Origin of the sequence: Burkholderia sp. Tr-20390 (assembly GCF_017104595.1) — a bacterium.
Classification (GTDB): domain Bacteria; phylum Pseudomonadota; class Gammaproteobacteria; order Burkholderiales; family Burkholderiaceae; genus Burkholderia.
In genome coordinates, this window is sequence record NZ_JAAGPC010000094.1 from 1 (window position 1) to 17,742 (window position 17,742).

Here is a 17,742-nt window from a genome sequence, read left to right on the forward strand (position 1 = left end):
TCGCTCGCGCCCGCGTGGCGCAGCTTCTTCACGTCGATCGGCAGCGACGGCGTGGCCGACCTCGACCGCCGCGCCGACGCGCTGCACCGGCGCATGCGCGAGAACGGCCTGTTCTATCAACTGCACGAGCAGCGCGCCGGCGACGGCGCGGCCGGCCCGTGGTCGCTCGACCTGCTGCCGCTGATCGTCACGCCCGAGGACTGGGTCGCGATCGAGCGCGGCGTGCTGCAGCGCGTGCGGCTGCTCAACGCGACGCTGGCCGACCTGTACGGGCCGCAGACGATCCTCGAGCGCGGGCTGCTGCCGCCCGCGCTCGTCACCGGGCATCCCGGCTACCTGCGCGCGATGCGCGGCGCACGCGTGCCGGGCGATACCTGGCTGCACGTCGTCGCGTTCGACCTTGCGCGCGGCCCGGACGGGCAGTGGCGGATCGTCGCGCAGCACACGCAGGGCGCGGCCGGCCTCGGCTACCTCCTCGAAAACCGCCTGATCGTGTCGCGGCTCTTTCCGCGCGGGTTTCGCGGGCTGCGCGTGCAGCGGCTCGCATCCGCGTACCGCGCGCTGCTGCAGAGCATGCAGGCGCTCAGCCCGGCTCGCAAGAATTCGCGGATCGTGCTGCTCACACCGGGGCCGCACAGCGCGACGTATTTCGAGCACGCGTATCTCGCGCGCTACCTCGGCCTCACGCTCGTCGAAGGCGGCGACCTGACCGCGCGCGACAACCGCGTGTTCCTGAAGACGCTGAGCGGGCTCGAGCCGGTGCACGGCATCCTGCGGCGCGTCGACGATGCATGGCTCGATCCGCTCGAACTGCGGACCGATTCGATGCTCGGCGTGCCGGGGTTGTTGCAGGCGGTGCGCGCGGGCAACGTGCTGCTCGCGAACGCGCCGGGCTCGGGCTTTCTTGAATCGCCGGCGATGCTCGGCTTCATGCCGCGTCTCGCGGAAGGGCTGCTCGGCGAAATGCTGACGCTGCCGGCCGTGCATTCGTGGTGGTGCGGTGAAGCGGCCGCGTGCGACGACGCGCTGCCGCAGCTCGCGCGCGGCATCGTCAAGGCATCCTATCCACCGGACGTGCAGGAAGGCGGCGCATTCGAGCCGGTGATCGGCGCGCGGCTCACGCAGGCGCAGCTGGCCGAGTGGCGCGCGCGGATTCTCGCGCGGCCCGAGCACTACACCGTGCAGGCCGACCTGCCGCTGTCGCAGGCGCCGACCTGGCCGCGCCACGACGCGCCCGACAGCAACGGCGGCGCGCGCATCGTGCCGAAGCCGATGCTGCTGCGCGTGTTCGCACTTGCCGACGGCGCGCAGCGCTGGCGGCTCCTGCCCGGCGGGCTGTCGCGGGTCGGCACGCGCGACACGCTGTTCAACGCGCCGATGCCGCGCGGCGGCAGCACCGTCGATACATGGGTGATGACCGAAGGCATCGTCGATTCGACGACGCTGCTCCAGACGCACCTCGGCCCCGACGATCTCGTCGAACGCCCGCGCGCGATCGCGAGCCGCGCGGCCGAGAACCTGTTCTGGCTCGGCCGTTACACCGAGCGTGCGACCAACCTGATGCGCCTCGCGCGTGCCGCGCTTGAACGGCTGCGCGGCGAGGACGACGTCGACAGCCCCGCGCACCTGGAACTGCTCGACACGCTGTGCCGCGACACGGGCCTGATCGCGGCCGACGCGCCGAATGCCGTCGATGCGCCGCGTGCGTTCCAGCACACGCTCGCGACGTCGCTCACGCGCGGCGCGGATCGCACGTCGGGCATTGCGTCCTGCCTGTTCGGCATGCGTGGCGCGGCTGCCGCGATCCGCGAGCGACTGTCGAGCGATCAGTGGCGGCTGATCGACGACGCGACCCAGCTGTTTGCGGACAGCGCCGGCCTGCCGGAAGCCGAGGAGCAGATCGGCAACGAGGCGCTGCAGTTGCTGGAGCGCCTCGGCCTGCTGCTTGGCGCGATCACGGGCGCGCAGACCGACAACATGACGCGCGACGACGGCTGGCGCTTGCTGTCGATCGGCCGGCAGATCGACCGGCTGGACTTCCTGTGCAGCGTGCTGAAGGCGGCCTTCGACGAAGGCGCGGTGCACCGGCAGGACGGCTTCGAGCTCGTGCTGGAACTGTTCGACAGCACGATCACGTTCCGTTCGCGGTTCCAGCGCGGCTTCGACGTCGCGCCGCTGCTGTCGCTCGTCGTGCTCGATACCGACAATCCGCGCTCGCTCGGCTGGGTCGTGCAGGCGCTGCGCGGCCGGCTGACGAAGGTCGAGCGCAGCGAAGGCTACGTGCTGTCCGAGCTGGCCGAGACGATTCCCGACGTCCCCGCGTGGTCGCTGCACGAGCTGTGCGAGACCGCCGACGGCGGCCGGCACGACAATCTGCTCGAAGCGCTCGACACGACGGTGAAGGCGGTATGGGAATTGTCGAACCGGATCGGCGAGCGCTATTTCAGCCACGTGCGCGAGGCGGGCAGGACGTTATGGTGACGACGAAAGGCGCGGCGAAAGCGCCGCACGGTTCCGGCAATGCGCGGAACGCATCGGCACCGCCATCGGCGCCGGCCGCAAAGGCCGACGGTGCGCCCGGCCGGTTGCTGCGCGTTACGCACGACACCGAATACCGTTACGCGGCGCGCGTCGAATCGGCGCAGCACCAGGCACGCCTGCAGCCGCTCGTCACGCCGCGCCAGCAGGTGCTGTCGTTCGCGCTCGACATCGACCCCGCGCCGGAATCGGTCGGGACCGAGATCGATGCATTCGGCAACGCGCGCGCGTCGTTTGCGTTGAACCAGCCGCACGATGCGCTGCTCGTGCGCAGCCGCAGCACGGTACGCGTGACGCCACCGGTGTGGTCGCGCGGGGCGCGCGGCGAGCCGCCGCCCGCCATCGCGAAACCCGACGCGAAACAGGCGATGGCGTGGGAGGCCGTGCGCGACCGCTTGCGATTCCGCGCGGGGCAGCCTTACGACGCGGCGAGCGAATTCGTGTTCACGTCGCCGCATGTCATGTGCGATCCCGAACTCGCCGCGTATGCGGCCGCGAGCTTCACGCCGCAACGGCCGCTCGTGCAGGCTGCGTGGGAGCTGATGCGGCGCGTGCACGCCGATTTTGCGTATACGCCGAACAGCACCGACATCACGACGTCGGCGCTCGATGCGCTGCGGTTGCGCAAGGGTGTGTGCCAGGATTTCGCGCACGTGATGATCGGCGCGCTGCGCTCGCTCGGGCTGGCCGCGCGTTACGTGAGCGGCTACCTGCTCACGCAGCCGCCGCCCGGGCAGCCGAGGCTGATTGGTGCCGACGCATCGCATGCATGGGTCGAGGTGTATGACCCGGCGTGGCCCGAGGATAACGGCTGGCTGCAGCTTGACCCGACCAACGATCGCGCGCCGGGCGACGACTACGTGATGCTGTCGATCGGCCGCGACTATGCGGACGTGACGCCGCTGCGCGGCGTGATTCGCGGCGGTGGCGCGGATCAGGAGCTGAAGGTCGGGGTGACGGTGGAGCCGCTCGATGTCGTTTGACGCGGGTCCGCTGTGCGCGCCAGTCGCTTGTCGACCGCGGCTGGCAGGAGCATACGGCCATGACGGTGGAACCGAACGGTAGAAGCACTGCGGTTCGGAAAAGGCTTCGTACGTGACCGTCAGACATGACCGGAAAGTTGCGCGTCATGCCGGTCAACTTAATCAGACGAGTTCAATTCTGTAGGAAAAGAGAAAACTGCACTTGTGCGCTGGTGCGCGGATTTCCGATGATCCGCATCTGCGTTCACGTCGCGTCAGCTTGAATGACTGGCGGCGGAACGCAGAACAACACCAAACCGCGCGCAGGAGCCAGGGTGACCCAGCTTTATCCCGAACATCGATCGGCGACGGACGAACCCGTCGCACGGTTGATCGATGCTACCGAATCGGACGGCACCGCAACGTCATGCAAGCCTCCCTCGATCGTCGTTGGCCGCAGCGACGGGGTCTCGATGTGGACGAAAGGCACCCGGCTGATCTGTATCAAGCAAATGCCGTTGCCCGGTATCGTCATCTTCGTCCATGGTGTGAATTCCGAAGGCGAATGGTTCGAAGCCGCCGAGCAGGGGCTGTGCGATGGCCTGAATCGCCGGCTCGGCCGGCTGGACGATCAATTGATGTATCACGGCATCGACGCCGGGCAATTGGTGCCGGCGAAGTACACGGAAAGCGTGACGCCGGACGGGTTTTTGAATCCGAAGCTGCTTGCGGACAACTACGTCAAGCCCGATCCGTCGTTTTCACCGGTCATTCATTTCCGGTGGGGCTATCGGGCGACAGCCGAGGAACTCAAAGAATACGGCGACAAGATCTTTCTGAACGAGAAGGACTACTGGGGCGGCGGCCCGTTCACGAACGGTTGCGCGAGCCTGCCCGATCTCTGGCACGACGGCCTCGACGACCGCGCGGCCGGGTGGTTGACCGTCCAGGGGATCAACCCGACCAATCGACCGCTGTATCGCGCGCCGCCCCGCGCATATGGCGTGCTCGCAGCGTTGCGCCTTGCGAGGCTGATCGAGTCGATTCGCCGCATGCAGGCCGACGTGCCGATCACCGTCGTGTGCCATAGCCAGGGCAACATCGTGGGCCTTACCGCGGCTTTCTTCGGCGATGCACTACCCGACGTCGAAGATCCGTGGGGACGTAGCGGGCATTGCGTGGCGGATGCCTACGTGCTGGCGAATGCACCGTACAGCCTTGCGCGCGCAGACGGCCCGAATCCATCCGATACGTTCATGGATACCTGGTCGCAACGCGCGACCAGGGACGGCGAGGGCCGTCGCGGGCGGCAGACCTACACCGCCCGCACGAAAACATTCGGCAAGTTTCTGTCGATCATCGGCACGCGGAAGGCCTATGAACTTGCCGCAGACAAGATCGATGAAGACATGGCGAACGAACGGGTATCGCCGACCAGCAAGCGGTCTTATGCCGCACACGAGGATCGGGTACGCCACGGCCTGAACGGATCGACGTATGGTCGCGTCACCGCGTATTGCTGTCCACACGACCAGGTGATTTCGGCGGTCACGGTTCAAGGCATCGGCTGGCGCGGCATCGACGAGAACGAGCTGAACGATATCAGCGTCCCCGGCGTGCTGACGCAGCGCGTCTTTGCCTCCGGCTTCCACGTCGGCGTGCAGAAACGCTATCGGTATCGGGAGGATGACTGGCGGCATGGCAAAGAGGGAACGACGTCGGGCTTCTGGTATCCGCCTTCACCGCCTGCCAAATTCAACCTCATCGGTGCACTCAAGGGAAACGAGTCCGTGTTCGGGATAGCGGCCACGCTTGCATCCGCGCCGATCATGTTTTTCGTGACCCAGATCAGCTCGACATTGAATATGTTCCGCGTGAACGCCAATCCGCCGGAGGGCTGGGCCGTGGTGGCGGACGCGCCGGCACTCGACGAACCGTTCCCGCCGAAGGCGTTGCGGTTCGGCAAGCGCATCGAAACGAAGGACGGCAACGCGACCAGCGACTTCAACGAAGGCAACGATCCGCCGGCCGCATGGCGCGACGCAAGCAAGAGCGCGGCAGACAAGCGCGCGGACGATCCCTACGATCAGTACGAGGCGAAGAACAATGACAGCGTCGCGCAAGGCACGGCAGAGAGCGAAGCCGGACAGCGTTACGAGGACCGCGCGCTGATGCGGATGGAGGCCCGGCGAACGCTGAATACGGAATGGCTCGATGGGGACGGCCACGTGATCGGTGAGGACGGCAAGAGCGAAATGCCCGAGGGCTACAAGGAATGGCGCGACAAGCAGATTGTCGACTGGCTCGATCGTGGTTCGACCAACAGCCCGACGAATCACTCCACGACGATGACCAATCCGAAGCATGCGGAAAAGGCGCTTGCGTACGATGTGGCGATCGGGGTTTGCTATCTGACGCCGGATCAACTCTACGACTTGCGGGTCGAGGCGGATTGGCGGATGGGGGACGGCATCCCCAATGGCAATCCGAACAAGAAGTACTGCGACTATTTTGCGTCAGGAACGCTCGATAGAACGCCCCTCGATGAATGGGTACATGCCGAGAAAAGCGAAGCCAAGATTCCCTCCTCGATCGTGGACGAACGCGAAGGACAAGTCTATCTCAAGGTCGGGGGCGCGATTTGAAGATTCTGATTTCTACATGGCCTCGACGTGTCGCCGTTGCGGTCGCAGCGTGGACGATCGCAGCCGTACTGATGGCGCACGTTGAGCAACCCGACTCGACCCAATTCGAAATAGGAGATTGGATGAAGCGATTTGTAGTAGTGCCGAGTCTGATGGCGCTCGTGGCGTTTCTGTTCACGACGGCCATGGTCCGTTCGGTGTATTCCGCACCCGCCCCTGAGCCGATAGCGAACGCAGTTCCCGCAGTCGAAGAGCCGGCGAAGCCATTCATTGCGCAGGTCGTCGGCCTGATTTGGTTGAACCCGTTGCAACGCATGGACTACCCGACAGAATGGCAATTGCTGTGGACGCAAGGGCTTGCCGCGCCGAACAAAAGCGATGACATGGTTCGAACCGATCCTCAATCCTTTGCGACGCTTCAATCAATTGGCGCACTGGTGTACGGCAATCGCGGCGAGGAGACATTCAAGGGCTTCTATGCCAAGTACATTGATAAATTCATCCTGCTCATACGCACCCGTTATATCAGCAACGCAAAATATTTCTACACGGTGAAGCCCGAGAAGCAAAACGATTGGCGCGAACTCGCGGGTATCCGGGTCGAAATTGCCACTCCACTTCGCCTCGACGCGGCTTATGCCCGATCGCGCATGATCGATCGGATGATGAACTTCTTCGAGATCGGCCCGCCGTCACCCAAGACTTTGTGGAGTCGCGACACGCCTCCCGACGTACAAATCACGCAAGGCGGCCCGAATGCCGGCTTCACATCGCTGAACAACGCATTGGACTACTTGCAGGCGAACCCCGACAAGAGCGTCTGGGTGATGAACTGGGACGCACCCAACTTCCCGCCCACGGATGCACAGATCAACGAGAATCTGGTCGCGCTGTTCCTCGCCGGCCCAACCTTCAACACGGAGCGTGAACCGCTCGCGTGGATCGGCAAGGCCGCGACCGGTAACACGCTCGATTTTCCGAAGAAAGTCGGCACGACGCGCACCGTGCAGGCGTGGAAAGCGACCATCGACCAATCGGCACGCAATGCCGGCGTCGCGGCCACGGACCTGAACTACATCGTTCACGACGCAGGTAAAGGCAGCGACGCATCGTCGGCCCGTCTTGCCGCGCTCGCGCAAACCTTGACCGAAACCCTTCCCGAATACGACCACCGCAAGCAGACGTTCAACACGGCCGCCGTACTCGGCGACATGGGAACAGGCAGCGCATTGACCGACGTCGCGCTCGCCATCGGCCGGATCAATCACTTCGGCGGCAACGCACTCGTCGCCGGCACGACCGATCCGGATCACCCGGTCGCGGTCGTTGTCCGGCCACCGTCGAAGCTCACGCCGATCGATCCCGACAAGGACTGGTTTCGCGCACGCGGCGGCAACAATGCCTACCTGCCGTGGTGGGGACGCCGACACGACACGAATTACGGCATGCAGGGCTATTCGTGGTGAGCTTCGCTGGCGCGATGACCGGTCGGTTTGACACGTACGATGCGCGTCCGACCGGGGTGCGAGACCGTGCGAACGCTTTAAGTCTTCGTTAATTCTGCGCGCCTAGCATGGTGATGCCGGCGAACGGTTCGGATCCCGGTCCGACACGCCGGCGGTACGCGCGGGTGCGTCGACGTCACGGCGCCGCACCGTCGCGCATCGCCATTCCCTTGCAACGGCGGCGCATCATGATCAAGAACTTCGACTACACGCTCGGCAGCGACACGATTGCGCTCTGCGCGAGCTTCGGCGCGGGGCCGGCGTGGCGCCGCGTGCTCGTGAGCCGCGCGGATTCGATGGAAACGCTGGTGGTGCTCGACGCACGCGGGCTGTCGGGCTTGCTGAAGGTGGCGACCGAAGCGCCGGAAGGATTGCTCGATGACGCGATCCGCAAGGTCGGCGACGAACAGCTCGTCGAGCGGGCGATCCGCGGCAAGGCGATCGTCGAAGCGGCGCTTTGACGGCACATGTGGCACAAGAGCGGCGCGGCTGAACGGATCAAAGGAGTATGCTTCCGGTCCGACCGGCTTTTCGACGCTGCCCATGCTCACGACAGGCGCTGCCATTCCTGATTCCCGCCGCTATACGACGATTCGCGTGATCGCGTATCACGGCATCCTGCAAAACCTTACATCGCTGCTGCAGTTCGTCCCGTTCGTGCTGTTCGTCCAGCACGAGCGATCGCTGAATGCGTTTTCGGCGTGGTCGTGGCAGTTCCGGGCGCTGCAGTGCGCACTGTTCGTGTCGGCGGTTGCGGGGCTGATCAGTCACGTTGCGCTTGCGTTGCGTCGCCGCTGGGGACGCACGCTCGCGCTGGCGACCTGGGGCGTATCGTGTGCCGTGTGGCTCCTGTTGTCGACGTGGGTCCCGGTGCTCGTCGGGTTGCCGTTCGGCATCATCGGCTTTGCGCTGATGTACAACAGGCTCAGCAGCGACTACCTGCACCTGCCGCAGGCCGCGTCGGGTTCGACGGTGCGGCATGTCGTGTCTTTCGGCCTGCTGGCCGTGGCGTCGGCCCTGTATTACTGGGCGATATCGTACGCGGCGGCGCATGCGGGCGCGTTCGCCTACCTCATTCCGAACATCCGGCCGAAGAATCTGCTGCAGGCGGCGGCAGTCGCGCTGGTCCTGGGCACGGCCATCGCGCCGCGCGGGCGGCGCATGTGGAGTTGCGGCATGTCACTGATGACGGCTGCGATCGCGATGCTGGGCATGCTGACGGGCTATGTGTCGATCGCGACGCCGCTGGTTCGCCATATGCCGCAGGAGTACCAACGCATGGCCGTTGCCATTCCGTGGCAGCCGATCATGGTCTACGTGGTCGTGACGTTCTGCGTTGCGCTGGTGCTGATTCGCGTGACGAAGCCGCCGAGGCCCGGCGATTGGGAGCAGGGGGCGAATCCCCACGCGCCTGCGGATTCGGCGCGCCGGGAAACGACTTCCTGATATCGCGCGGCTAGCCCGCGAACCGGTCCGTCGCCGCGATCAGCGCTTCCAGGATCCCCGGCTCGTTGTAAGCATGCCCGGCGCCGGGCACGATCTCGAACGTTGCGTCGGGCCACGCCTTGGACAGCTCCCACGCGGTGCGTGCAGGCGTCGCGATGTCATAGCGGCCCTGCACGATCACGCCCGGAATGCCGGCGAGGCGATGCGCGTCGCGCAGCAGCTGGCCTTCCTCGACGAAGCCCTGGTTCACGAAGTAGTGGTTCTCGATGCGCGCGAACGCGAGTGCGTAGTGACCGTCCGCGAAGTGCGCGGCGAGGGCGGGGTCGGGCAGCAGCGTGATCGTGCGGCCTTCCCAGATGCTCCATGCGCGCGCGGCTTCGAGCTTCGCGGCTTCGTCGTTGCCGGTCAGCCGGCGATGGTAGGCGGCCATCAGGTCGCCGCGCTCGGCTTCCGGAATGGGTGCCACGAAGTCTTCCCACAGATCAGGGAACAGCCACGATGCGCCTTCCTGGTAGTACCACAGCAGTTCCGCGCGACGCATCGTGAAGATGCCGCGCACGACCAGCGCGCTCACGCGCTCGGGATGCGTTTCGGCATAGGCGATCGACAACGCGCTGCCCCACGAGCCGCCGAACACGAGCCACTTTTCCGCGCCGACCATCTCGCGCAGGCGCTCGATATCGGCGACCAGATGCCACGTCGTGTTGTTCTCGAGGCTGGCATGCGGCGTCGAGCGTCCGCAGCCGCGCTGGTCGAACAGCAGGATGTCGTAGCGCTCCGGATCGAACAGGCGGCGATGGTCGGGGCTGCAGCCGGCGCCGGGGCCGCCGTGCAGGAACACGGCGGGCTTGCCGGCCGGGTTGCCGCAGCGCTCCCAGTAGATGCGGTGGCCGTCGCCGGTGTCGAGGTGGCCGTGGGCGTAGGGTTCGATCGGTGGGTACACAGGCAGGCTCCGGGTAAGGGGCGGCAGGAGGCGGACGACGCGCGGGCCGGGGTGCGGGCGGGGGCTACGGATATTGCGCCGCCGCAAAAATCGTTGTGTCGGCATCGACCCGGCCGCCGCCGGACAAGGCTTGTCATTATGCCCATTCGCTGCCCCGGTTGTCGGCTCGTTGCGGCGTGCGCGGCCGCCGGTGTCGGCCCAAGGATTTTTGAAGCAATTTCATTCCGATATTTTTCATACAAAATCCCGGCGGCATATCGGCGTGCCGAAGCGGGGGCGCCGGCGTGCTGCCCATCCACCGTGCCAACGGAAACCAGCCGATGAACCATCGCGTCACGCAGTTGACCGGGTTGCGCGCCGTCGCGGTCGCGATGGTGGTGGTCGGGCACGCCGAGCACGTGCTGCCCGGCGGCTACACGGGCTGGTACGCGCCGTTGCGGCTGATCGCCGACGGCCGGCTCGGCGTGCTGATCTTCTTCGTCCTCAGCGGTTTCCTGATCACCAACGTGCTGCGCGCCGAGTTCGCGCGCACGGGCGGCATCGCGTTGACGTCGTTCTACGTGCGCCGCGCGCTGCGGATCTGGCCGGCCTGCTATGTCTATCTCGCGGCTGTGGCGATCGTGGCCTTCACCGGCTGGTTCGACGTCGATCGACGACAGTGGCTGTATGCGGCGCTGCACCTGTGGAATTACTCGGCGTGGTTCGGGCTGACCGGCGACAATGCGCTGCATCCGGACGGCGCGTGGTATCTCGGCCATTTCTGGTCGCTCGCGCTTGAGGAACAGTTCTACTGGTTCTGGCCGCTGCTGTTCGTGTATGGGATGCGGCGTGGCGGCACGCGTTGGCTGGCCGCGTTGATCCTGGTCGTGCCGCTGGTGCGCGCCGTGACATATTTCATTGCGCCTGCGCTGCGCGGGCAGCTCGGGATGATGCTGCACACCGGCGTCGATCCGATCCTGATCGGCTGTTATGTGTCGCTCAATCGCGAGCGGCTTGAAGCCTGGATTCGTACGTGGCGCAACGAGGCGCGCATCGTGACCGCGATCATCATCATCGTGCTGATCGGCATGCCGCTCGCCGAACATCGGCTCGGCGGGTTCTGGAATGCGACGTACGGCGTGACGCTCGAAGCCGCGTTGATCGCGATCGTGATCGTCGTGCTGAATTTCCGCAGCGAGTTCTGGTGTGCGCGGTGGTTGCGTGCGCGGCCGGTCGTGTTCGTCGGCACGATCTCGTTCAGTCTTTATCTGTGGCAGCAGCCGTTTGCGAATCCGGATCTACAGGTTCCGCATGCGTTTCCGCTTGGGATCGCGTGGGCGCTGCTGGCTGCGACGGCCAGCTATTTCCTCGTCGAGAAGCCGTTCCTGCGATTGAAGGATCGTTATTCGGCGCGCGAGGCGCGGCGTGTGCGTGACGACGCGCTGCGGATGCCGGCTTCGGGTGAGGCGATCGGAGCGAAGGTGGCGGAGTAGGCGGGTGGTGCGGACTCACCGTGGCTTCGCGTCACCGTCATTTGAATCGCTTCTTCGAGGCAGGCGAATACCAGAAGTCCCGGTACATATCGCTCCCGTATGATTTGCCGTCGTATTTGACGACCGTGCGCACGGTGCGTTTTCCGGCGTCCGGTTGTTTGTCGTCGTTGCTTTCCGCGTTCATGACGTGTGCCGTAATCGACAGGTCCGCAAAGCCGTTGTGCGACGTCTTCTCGACGGCAATCGTCATGCGGGCGGACTCACTGCGCAGGTCGCTGGTATCGGGGCCGCACGCGGTGCCGGTGGTGGCGACCCAGCCATTGAGATTGGTACCAAACACGGGGCGGATACGGGCGCCTTCGCGAATCCACAGTGTCAGTTCGTTCTCCATGTAGGCATCCGGGCAGCTCGGTCCGTGCGCGGTACTGCTGAACACGACGCCGAATGCCCGTACATCCGGCGACAGTCGGTACGGCGCCGTATCGATGCGGTAACTGTTCTCGCCGATCTGTATCGCCGCGTCCTCCTGGATCACCGAACGGTCTGCCGCTACGACCTTGCCACCTTCGACGAGCGCGACGACTTGCAGCTTGCTGCTTTCGTCGGCGTTCTTGCTTTTCGGAAGCGAATCGAATGCGACGGCCGCGATCGTCGTTTCGGGTGCATTCGGCATGACCTTGCACGCCGACGCGACGACGAGCCGGTTCGTGTCGCGCGTTGCGATGCGTGCGCTTGCGATGCCGGCCCAGCGGGCGATGGCGGTGACGGTTTCGTCGTTGCAGGACTGGCTATCGCCAGCGTGAGCGAACGGTGCCGCGGCGAGCGCCAGCAGCGGAACAAAACGAGCGATTCTCGGGGTCATGAGGGAGGTTTTTTATGGATTGCCGTGGAAATCGCTCAACGGCCGGAAACGAACGTCTTCAGAACTCCCCGCGTCGTCATGGGCGTGGCCACGGTGCCTATAATCGATTCTCGACAAACACCAAGGAAAGTGGCACGGATGAGCATTCGAGGGAAAGACCGGCAGATTGACAACATCGAATTCAATGTTAACAGCATTGCACGAAGCAAGGCCTTCTATGGCAGCGTGTTCGGCTGGACCTTCACGGATTATGGTCCCACCTATACCGAGTTTCGCGACGGCCGGATCACGGGCGGGTTGACGACCGGTGAGCCCGTCCGGCCCGGCGGCCCGTTAGTCATCCTCTACGCTGACGATCTGGTTGAAACCCGTCGAAGGATCGAGGCGGCGGGAGCCACCATCACCCGTCAGATTTTCTCGTTCCCTGGCGGTCGGCGCTTCCAGTTCCTTGATCCCGATGGCTATGAACTGGCCGTATGGTCAGCAGACGAATCGGGCCAGTAATCAAGACAAGAACCAGGAACCGGCCGTTGCTTCCGACCATGTTCAGGATGTTAATCTAGACGAATTGTTTTTAATTTGACAAATCGTCTTGGTGTGGCCAAACTGCCCGGCATGCCAAGGAAAATCACTGGACCCGACATGCCGAAGAAGACTCCCGAACAGCAGCTACTGCTGGGGCAGCTCAAACAGGTCGCTGAAGGGCTGGCCAAGACCTTCGCCCCGTTTACCGAGGTCGTGGTCCATGATCTCCTCGACCCGGAGCACGCGGTGCTCGCGATCCACAACAACCTGTCAGGTCGAGAAGTCGGACAGCCTGCCACTGAATTGGGGCTTGCGCGGATCATGGACGCCGCCTACGAGCAGATCATCGCCAACTATCCGAATCAGTTCTCGGACGGCCGTCAGGTGAAGAGCACTTCCATCGGTATCAAGGACTCCAAAGGCGACTACATCGCCGCGTTGTGCCTGAATATCGACCTCACGTTGTTCCGGGGATTTCAGAACATGCTGAGCAGCTTCATGGCGGTCGAGGGCACCGCGCTTGCCAGGGAATCGCTGGACCCCGCTGGCGCGGATCTCATTCGCGCCCGTATCGACGAGTTCGCCGCACGCATGGCGTCGACACCGCGCTCGCTCAAGCCGGAGGACCGCCGCTCGCTCCTGAAGGAGCTCAAGGCGGCCGGCCTGCTCGAGGTCCGTCGGGCGATGGACACCATTGCCGTCTACCTGGGCGTCTCGCGCGCAACGGTGTACAGCGATGTCAAATGACGCCACGCGACTTCTCGTCGACCAGCATGTGGCCGCTCAATTGCTCGTGCCGGACGCCGTGATCGCGGCGGTGCGCGTGGCCTTCGAACTGCATGGGCAGCGCGCGGGCCGTGTGTTTCACCCCCAACGTCCCGGCCGTCATCGTCTTGCTCTTGCAGCGATCCGGTATGTGCCAAAGCGGAGTCGGAAAACTTGAAACCGCACTATGTCGAGCCGCTCAGCGGCACTACTTATCCTCTCGACACGCCTCGGTGGTGTTCGGACGACCGCAGGCCGCTCCTGATCTCGCCGCAGGCTGGCATTTCCCGGGACGACATCGATCGACACATTCGCTCCCAATGGCGCTATCGCGCGTCGCTTCCAGTCGAGATCGTCTCCCCCATCTCCATGGGGGAAGGGTGCACCCCGTTGATCCAGAAGACGTGGGGCGACCACCGGCCGCATTTCAAGCTGGAGTGGTTCAGCCCCACAAGCAGCTTCAAGGATCGCGGCACGACGGTGATGCTCTCGATGTTGCGGCAGCAAGGCATCGCGTCCGTTCTGGAGGACAGTTCGGGAAACGGCGGAGCGTCGGTGGCGGCGTATGGCGCTGCAGGCGCCGTGCGCGTGAAGATTCTGGCGCCCGCATACGCGTCGCCCGCGAAGATTGCCCAGATGCGAGCCTATGGGGCGGAGGTACAACTGGTCGACGGCCCGCGACAGGCGTGCGAGGACGAGGCCGTCCTGCAGTCCGCGAGCATCTTCTACGCCAGCCACAATTGGCAGCCATTTTTCCTCGAAGGGACCAAGTCGGTCGGCTACGAGATCTGGGAGGACCTCAACTTCCAGGCGCCGGACAACATCGTCATGCCTGCAGGCGCGGGCAGCAATGTGCTCGGCTGTTATTTGGCGTTCTCGGAACTGATGCGCGCGGGCCAGATTCACAAAATGCCCAAGCTCTTCGTATGCCAGCCATTGAACTGTTCTCCTATCGATGCCAGCTTTCAGGCGGGCGTCACGACGCCCATTCCACGCGAGGTCCGAAAGACGGTCTCCGAGGGGACGGCCATCGCCCATCCTCTACGGCTGGCGCAAGTGATCAACGCTGTCAGAGAGACGGGCGGTACGACTGTGGCCGTGGAGGAAGACGCAATCGTCGACGCGCTCAGGCGGATTGCGCGACTGGGCCTTCTGCCGGAGCTGACTTCGGCGACCGCGGTTGCAGGATTTGATCGGCTCACGCAACTGGGGGCGATTGAGGCGCGAGAGGAAACGGTTGTCCTGCTGACGGGCACGGGTATCAAGAATGCCGAAGCCATCGCGGATATGTACGCGGAAATTCCCGATACGCTTGCCTAAAGGCTCCCTCCATGAAAATCGGACTCCTGAATTGCGGCGGCACCATCACGGAAAGCTATCAGAGTGATGGGACGATCAAGCGTTTATTGGCACGCGATCTGATCGTATCGAGCGGTCAAGCAGACTGGATCGGACGTGATATCGATCCTGTCGATAGCTGCGATCTGACTTTTGCCTCACTTTGCCGCGCTCGTGACGTCATGCGGCAGGATTGCGAGAGCGAAGCTTTCGTCATGTGCTGCGGCACCGACGCAATGGAAGACGTCGCCTATGCGGCCGCTCTGCTTTTTGATCGCGATCGGCCCGTCGTTTTGACCGGTGCGGCGATCCCCGGCGGCAATGCCAATGCCGACGGTCCGCGCAATCTGGCGGATTCCGGACGTCTGGCGCAGGCCATGCAGAAGGGCGCGAGCGCTCTCGTGGCCTTCGCGGGACGGATTTTCGATCCGGTCTCGATCGTCAAGGTATGGCCGCAGGCCATTCAGCCCTTCGGACCGGAAACAGCGATCCGCGGCTCCATCGAGGCCGACATTGTGACGCTCACAGGTTCGGGAGCCGTTGACGAGAGTTACGCGGATCTCGATGTATCCGACCTCGGCGCCCGCGTTGCGATCGTCATGGAGACCTTCGGGCCACTCGTGGGCTTGCCGGCTATCTCCGAACTCGACGGTATCGTCGTGGCAGGCAAGGGGGCAGGGGGTTTCTCGGCGCAGTCGGAGAGATTCCTGAGCGAAGCCGCGCGGCATATCCCCGTCGTGCTATCGACACGCTGTGCCCAGGGTTTCCGGGTCAATTCAGCCGTACCCAAATATGCCTATGAGCGCGCCCACAACCTCGGCCTGACCACGGCAGGTTATGACGGCCTGGACGCATCAAAGGCACGAATCCGGCTCATCGCGGAGCTTGGTCGTGCAACTCGCAGCGGAAAGGCTGGGCGCTGATCCGCGGACGGCGGCTACTCAACGATCTCGGCAAAGATGCGCCCGGTGCGGGGCCGGCGTGGGCGCTTGGAGGCGCCCGCGTCGGCCCCGCCTCGTTCACATCTTCTCGACTTCCAGCAGGGTTCGCTTGCCTTTCACGTACTTGTAAAGGGAGATGGTGCTGTCCTTCAGGTCGCCGTGCTCGTCGAACCGGATATTGCCAATCAGCGTGTTCAGATTGGTCGCGGGCATGGCGGACAGGATGCCGGCGCGCGTGATCGAGTTGGCGCGTTTCATCGCATCGACGATCACGTAGACGGCGCTGTACGCAACCGGCGAGTAGACCACTGGATCATGGCCGTACACGGCCTTCAGTTCCTTGCTGAACGCAGCGCTGCCCGCCATCGCGGACAGATCGCCGCCCGCGACGGAACAGACCAGATTGTCGGCGGCGTCGCCGGCCAACCTGGCCAAATCGGTCGTGCAGACACCGTCGCCCGCCAGGATCCTGGCGCGCAGGGCCAGTTGCATGGCCTGTTTGGCGAAGGGGCCGCCGGTGGCGTCCTCGCCGCCATACATGATCGCGTCGGGGCGTTCGGACTTGATCTTGGTCAGGATGGCCTTGAAGTCAGTGGCCTTGTCGTTGGTCGCATCGCGCGATAGCACCTGGATGCCTTCGGCCTTGGCGGTCTTCTCGAACTGGTCCGCAAGACCCTGGCCGTAGGCCGTGGCGTCGTCGACGATGGCGACCGTCTTGACTTTCTGGTTTTTGGCGTATTTCGCGAGGGCGGGGCCCTGCTGGGCATCGGTGCCGATCACGCGGAAGGCGGTCTTGTAGCCCTGCAGTGTGTACTGCGGGTTGGTGGAGCCCGGCGTGATCTGCGTGACGCCGTTGTCGCGGTAGATTTTGGACGCGGGGATGGACACGCCGGAGTTCAGGTGGCCGATCACGGCCACGACGCCATCGTCGACCAGCTTCTGCGCGACGTTCGTACCGATCCTGGGATCGGCCTGGTCATCCAGCGACTCGACCTCCAGGATGACCTTTTGACCGCCGATGACCAGATTGCCGGCCTTGTTGATCTGCTGGACGGCGAGCTTGGCGCCATCGGCCGCATCCTGGCCCATGTGAGCAATGTTGCCGGTCAGCGGTTCGGCGCTGCCGATCTTCACGATCACGTCCGCGAGAGCCGCTTGACCGTAGACCATGGCAACGCAGGCGAGTGTCAGCGCGGCGTTGCCGGGTTTGAGTTGAGATTTCATATGCTTAGCCTCTTGTTGAACTGGGTTGCTGTTGAAAATGCATGCGGCGTCTCCTGTCGAAGTCGCGACGTTGGCGACGTTTCCGAATGTGAGTATTCGTCAGAGCAGCCCATCACCCGAGGAAAGACTGATTAGCATTCCGTAGCGTTATGGTCGGGAGCCTGGCCGCTGGTTAGCGGCCCGTCTGCTCCTTGGGCTCCCGTTTCTAGAAAGATTATCTAGAATTAAATAAAATGTATTGTAGGGGTAAACGCTTGGTATTGTCCGGCATCGACCAGAGGCTGAACGACTGACTGATGGACGGGAGGTGGGTCCAGACTGGAAGAAGCGCCGCGTTTCGGTCCACGCAGTTGACTTGAACGCAACGTTGATCGCTGGATCGACCGGGGATATTTGGCATTGCCGCGCCCGCAGGTACGTGCTGCTGGCGGCACCTCAGGGCTGAATGCGATCGGGATGACGCGAAGTCTCGAAGACCTCCAAAGCAGCCGCCATTCCGTTAAATACACGCGGGCGATGTGGGGCGACAACAGGCCAGCCACCGCTGCCAGCCAAACGTTGTCAATAAGCTCAGCC

15 protein-coding genes are annotated in these 17,742 nt (G+C 64.1%); 11 read left to right on the plus strand and 4 right to left on the minus strand.

Annotated elements, in window-relative coordinates; translation table 11 throughout:
* The 6 genes from G3N98_RS23410 to G3N98_RS23435 form a co-directional block, all read left to right on the plus strand.
* Window positions 1-2,481: circularly permuted type 2 ATP-grasp protein (locus G3N98_RS23410; RefSeq protein ID WP_206149357.1), on the plus strand; the 2,481-nt coding region annotated here is incomplete at its 5' end.
* The gene (locus tag G3N98_RS23415) at window positions 2,475-3,521 is read left to right on the plus strand and encodes a transglutaminase family protein (protein ID WP_206149358.1); all 1,047 of its coding nucleotides are present in this window, start codon (window positions 2,475-2,477) and stop codon (window positions 3,519-3,521) included. The genes G3N98_RS23410 and G3N98_RS23415, both read left to right, overlap by 7 nt.
* Window positions 3,522-3,973: 452 nt before the next feature.
* Complete coding sequence (locus G3N98_RS23420) at window positions 3,974-6,145, plus strand: hypothetical protein (RefSeq protein ID WP_206149374.1); 2,172 nt, start codon at window positions 3,974-3,976, stop codon at window positions 6,143-6,145.
* Window positions 6,146-6,267: 122 nt separating this feature from the next.
* Window positions 6,268-7,611, plus strand: a complete 1,344-nt coding sequence (locus G3N98_RS23425; protein ID WP_206149359.1) for a virulence factor — start codon at window positions 6,268-6,270, stop codon at window positions 7,609-7,611.
* A gap of 227 nt (window positions 7,612-7,838) precedes the next feature.
* Window positions 7,839-8,111: a hypothetical protein gene (locus G3N98_RS23430; RefSeq protein ID WP_089429124.1), complete on the plus strand. Its 273-nt coding sequence runs from the start codon at window positions 7,839-7,841 to the stop codon at window positions 8,109-8,111.
* A gap of 82 nt (window positions 8,112-8,193) precedes the next feature.
* Complete coding sequence (locus tag G3N98_RS23435) at window positions 8,194-9,096, plus strand: hypothetical protein (protein ID WP_241026050.1); 903 nt, start codon at window positions 8,194-8,196, stop codon at window positions 9,094-9,096.
* A 10-nt stretch (window positions 9,097-9,106) separates the two neighbouring features.
* Here the strand turns inward: G3N98_RS23435 and pip are convergent, their stop codons facing one another.
* Entirely contained in the window at window positions 9,107-10,039 is a 933-nt protein-coding gene (pip, locus tag G3N98_RS23440) for a prolyl aminopeptidase (protein ID WP_089432523.1), read from the minus strand.
* Between the two features lie 320 nt (window positions 10,040-10,359).
* On the opposite strand from pip, the gene G3N98_RS23445 reads away from it, so the two are divergent.
* Window positions 10,360-11,511 (plus strand): acyltransferase, encoded by a 1,152-nt coding sequence (locus G3N98_RS23445; protein WP_206149360.1) that lies wholly within the window; start codon window positions 10,360-10,362, stop codon window positions 11,509-11,511.
* Window positions 11,512-11,548: 37 nt separating this feature from the next.
* Here the strand turns inward: G3N98_RS23445 and G3N98_RS23450 are convergent, their stop codons facing one another.
* Window positions 11,549-12,373, minus strand: a complete 825-nt coding sequence (locus G3N98_RS23450; RefSeq protein ID WP_206149361.1) for a multidrug ABC transporter ATPase — start codon at window positions 12,371-12,373, stop codon at window positions 11,549-11,551.
* A 138-nt stretch (window positions 12,374-12,511) separates the two neighbouring features.
* On the opposite strand from G3N98_RS23450, the gene G3N98_RS23455 reads away from it, so the two are divergent.
* Both G3N98_RS23455 and G3N98_RS23460 read left to right on the plus strand, forming a co-directional pair.
* Window positions 12,512-12,877 carry a VOC family protein gene (locus G3N98_RS23455; RefSeq protein ID WP_089427747.1) on the plus strand — a complete coding sequence of 122 codons (366 nt, stop codon included), beginning with the start codon at window positions 12,512-12,514 and terminating at the stop codon, window positions 12,875-12,877.
* Between the two features lie 138 nt (window positions 12,878-13,015).
* Window positions 13,016-13,645, plus strand: coding sequence for a helix-turn-helix transcriptional regulator (locus G3N98_RS23460; protein ID WP_206149362.1), 630 nt, complete (start codon window positions 13,016-13,018; stop codon window positions 13,643-13,645).
* Here G3N98_RS23460 and G3N98_RS23465 read toward each other — a convergent pair.
* Window positions 13,638-13,787, minus strand: a complete 150-nt coding sequence (locus G3N98_RS23465; protein WP_206149363.1) for a hypothetical protein — start codon at window positions 13,785-13,787, stop codon at window positions 13,638-13,640. The two genes, G3N98_RS23460 and G3N98_RS23465, sit on opposite strands and share 8 nt — an antisense overlap.
* 50 nt (window positions 13,788-13,837) lie before the next feature.
* Here G3N98_RS23465 and G3N98_RS23470 point away from each other — a divergent pair, with 50 nt between their 5' ends.
* Both G3N98_RS23470 and G3N98_RS23475 read left to right on the plus strand, forming a co-directional pair.
* Window positions 13,838-14,983 carry a pyridoxal-phosphate dependent enzyme gene (locus G3N98_RS23470; RefSeq protein ID WP_206149364.1) on the plus strand — a complete coding sequence of 382 codons (1,146 nt, stop codon included), beginning with the start codon at window positions 13,838-13,840 and terminating at the stop codon, window positions 14,981-14,983.
* Window positions 14,984-14,994: 11 nt separating this feature from the next.
* Window positions 14,995-15,924, plus strand: coding sequence for an asparaginase domain-containing protein (locus G3N98_RS23475; RefSeq protein ID WP_206149365.1), 930 nt, complete (start codon window positions 14,995-14,997; stop codon window positions 15,922-15,924).
* A gap of 96 nt (window positions 15,925-16,020) precedes the next feature.
* Here G3N98_RS23475 and G3N98_RS23480 read toward each other — a convergent pair whose 3' ends face one another.
* Entirely contained in the window at window positions 16,021-17,112 is a 1,092-nt protein-coding gene (locus G3N98_RS23480; protein ID WP_241026051.1) for a branched-chain amino acid ABC transporter substrate-binding protein, read from the minus strand.
* Window positions 17,113-17,742: the final 630 nt, after the last annotated feature.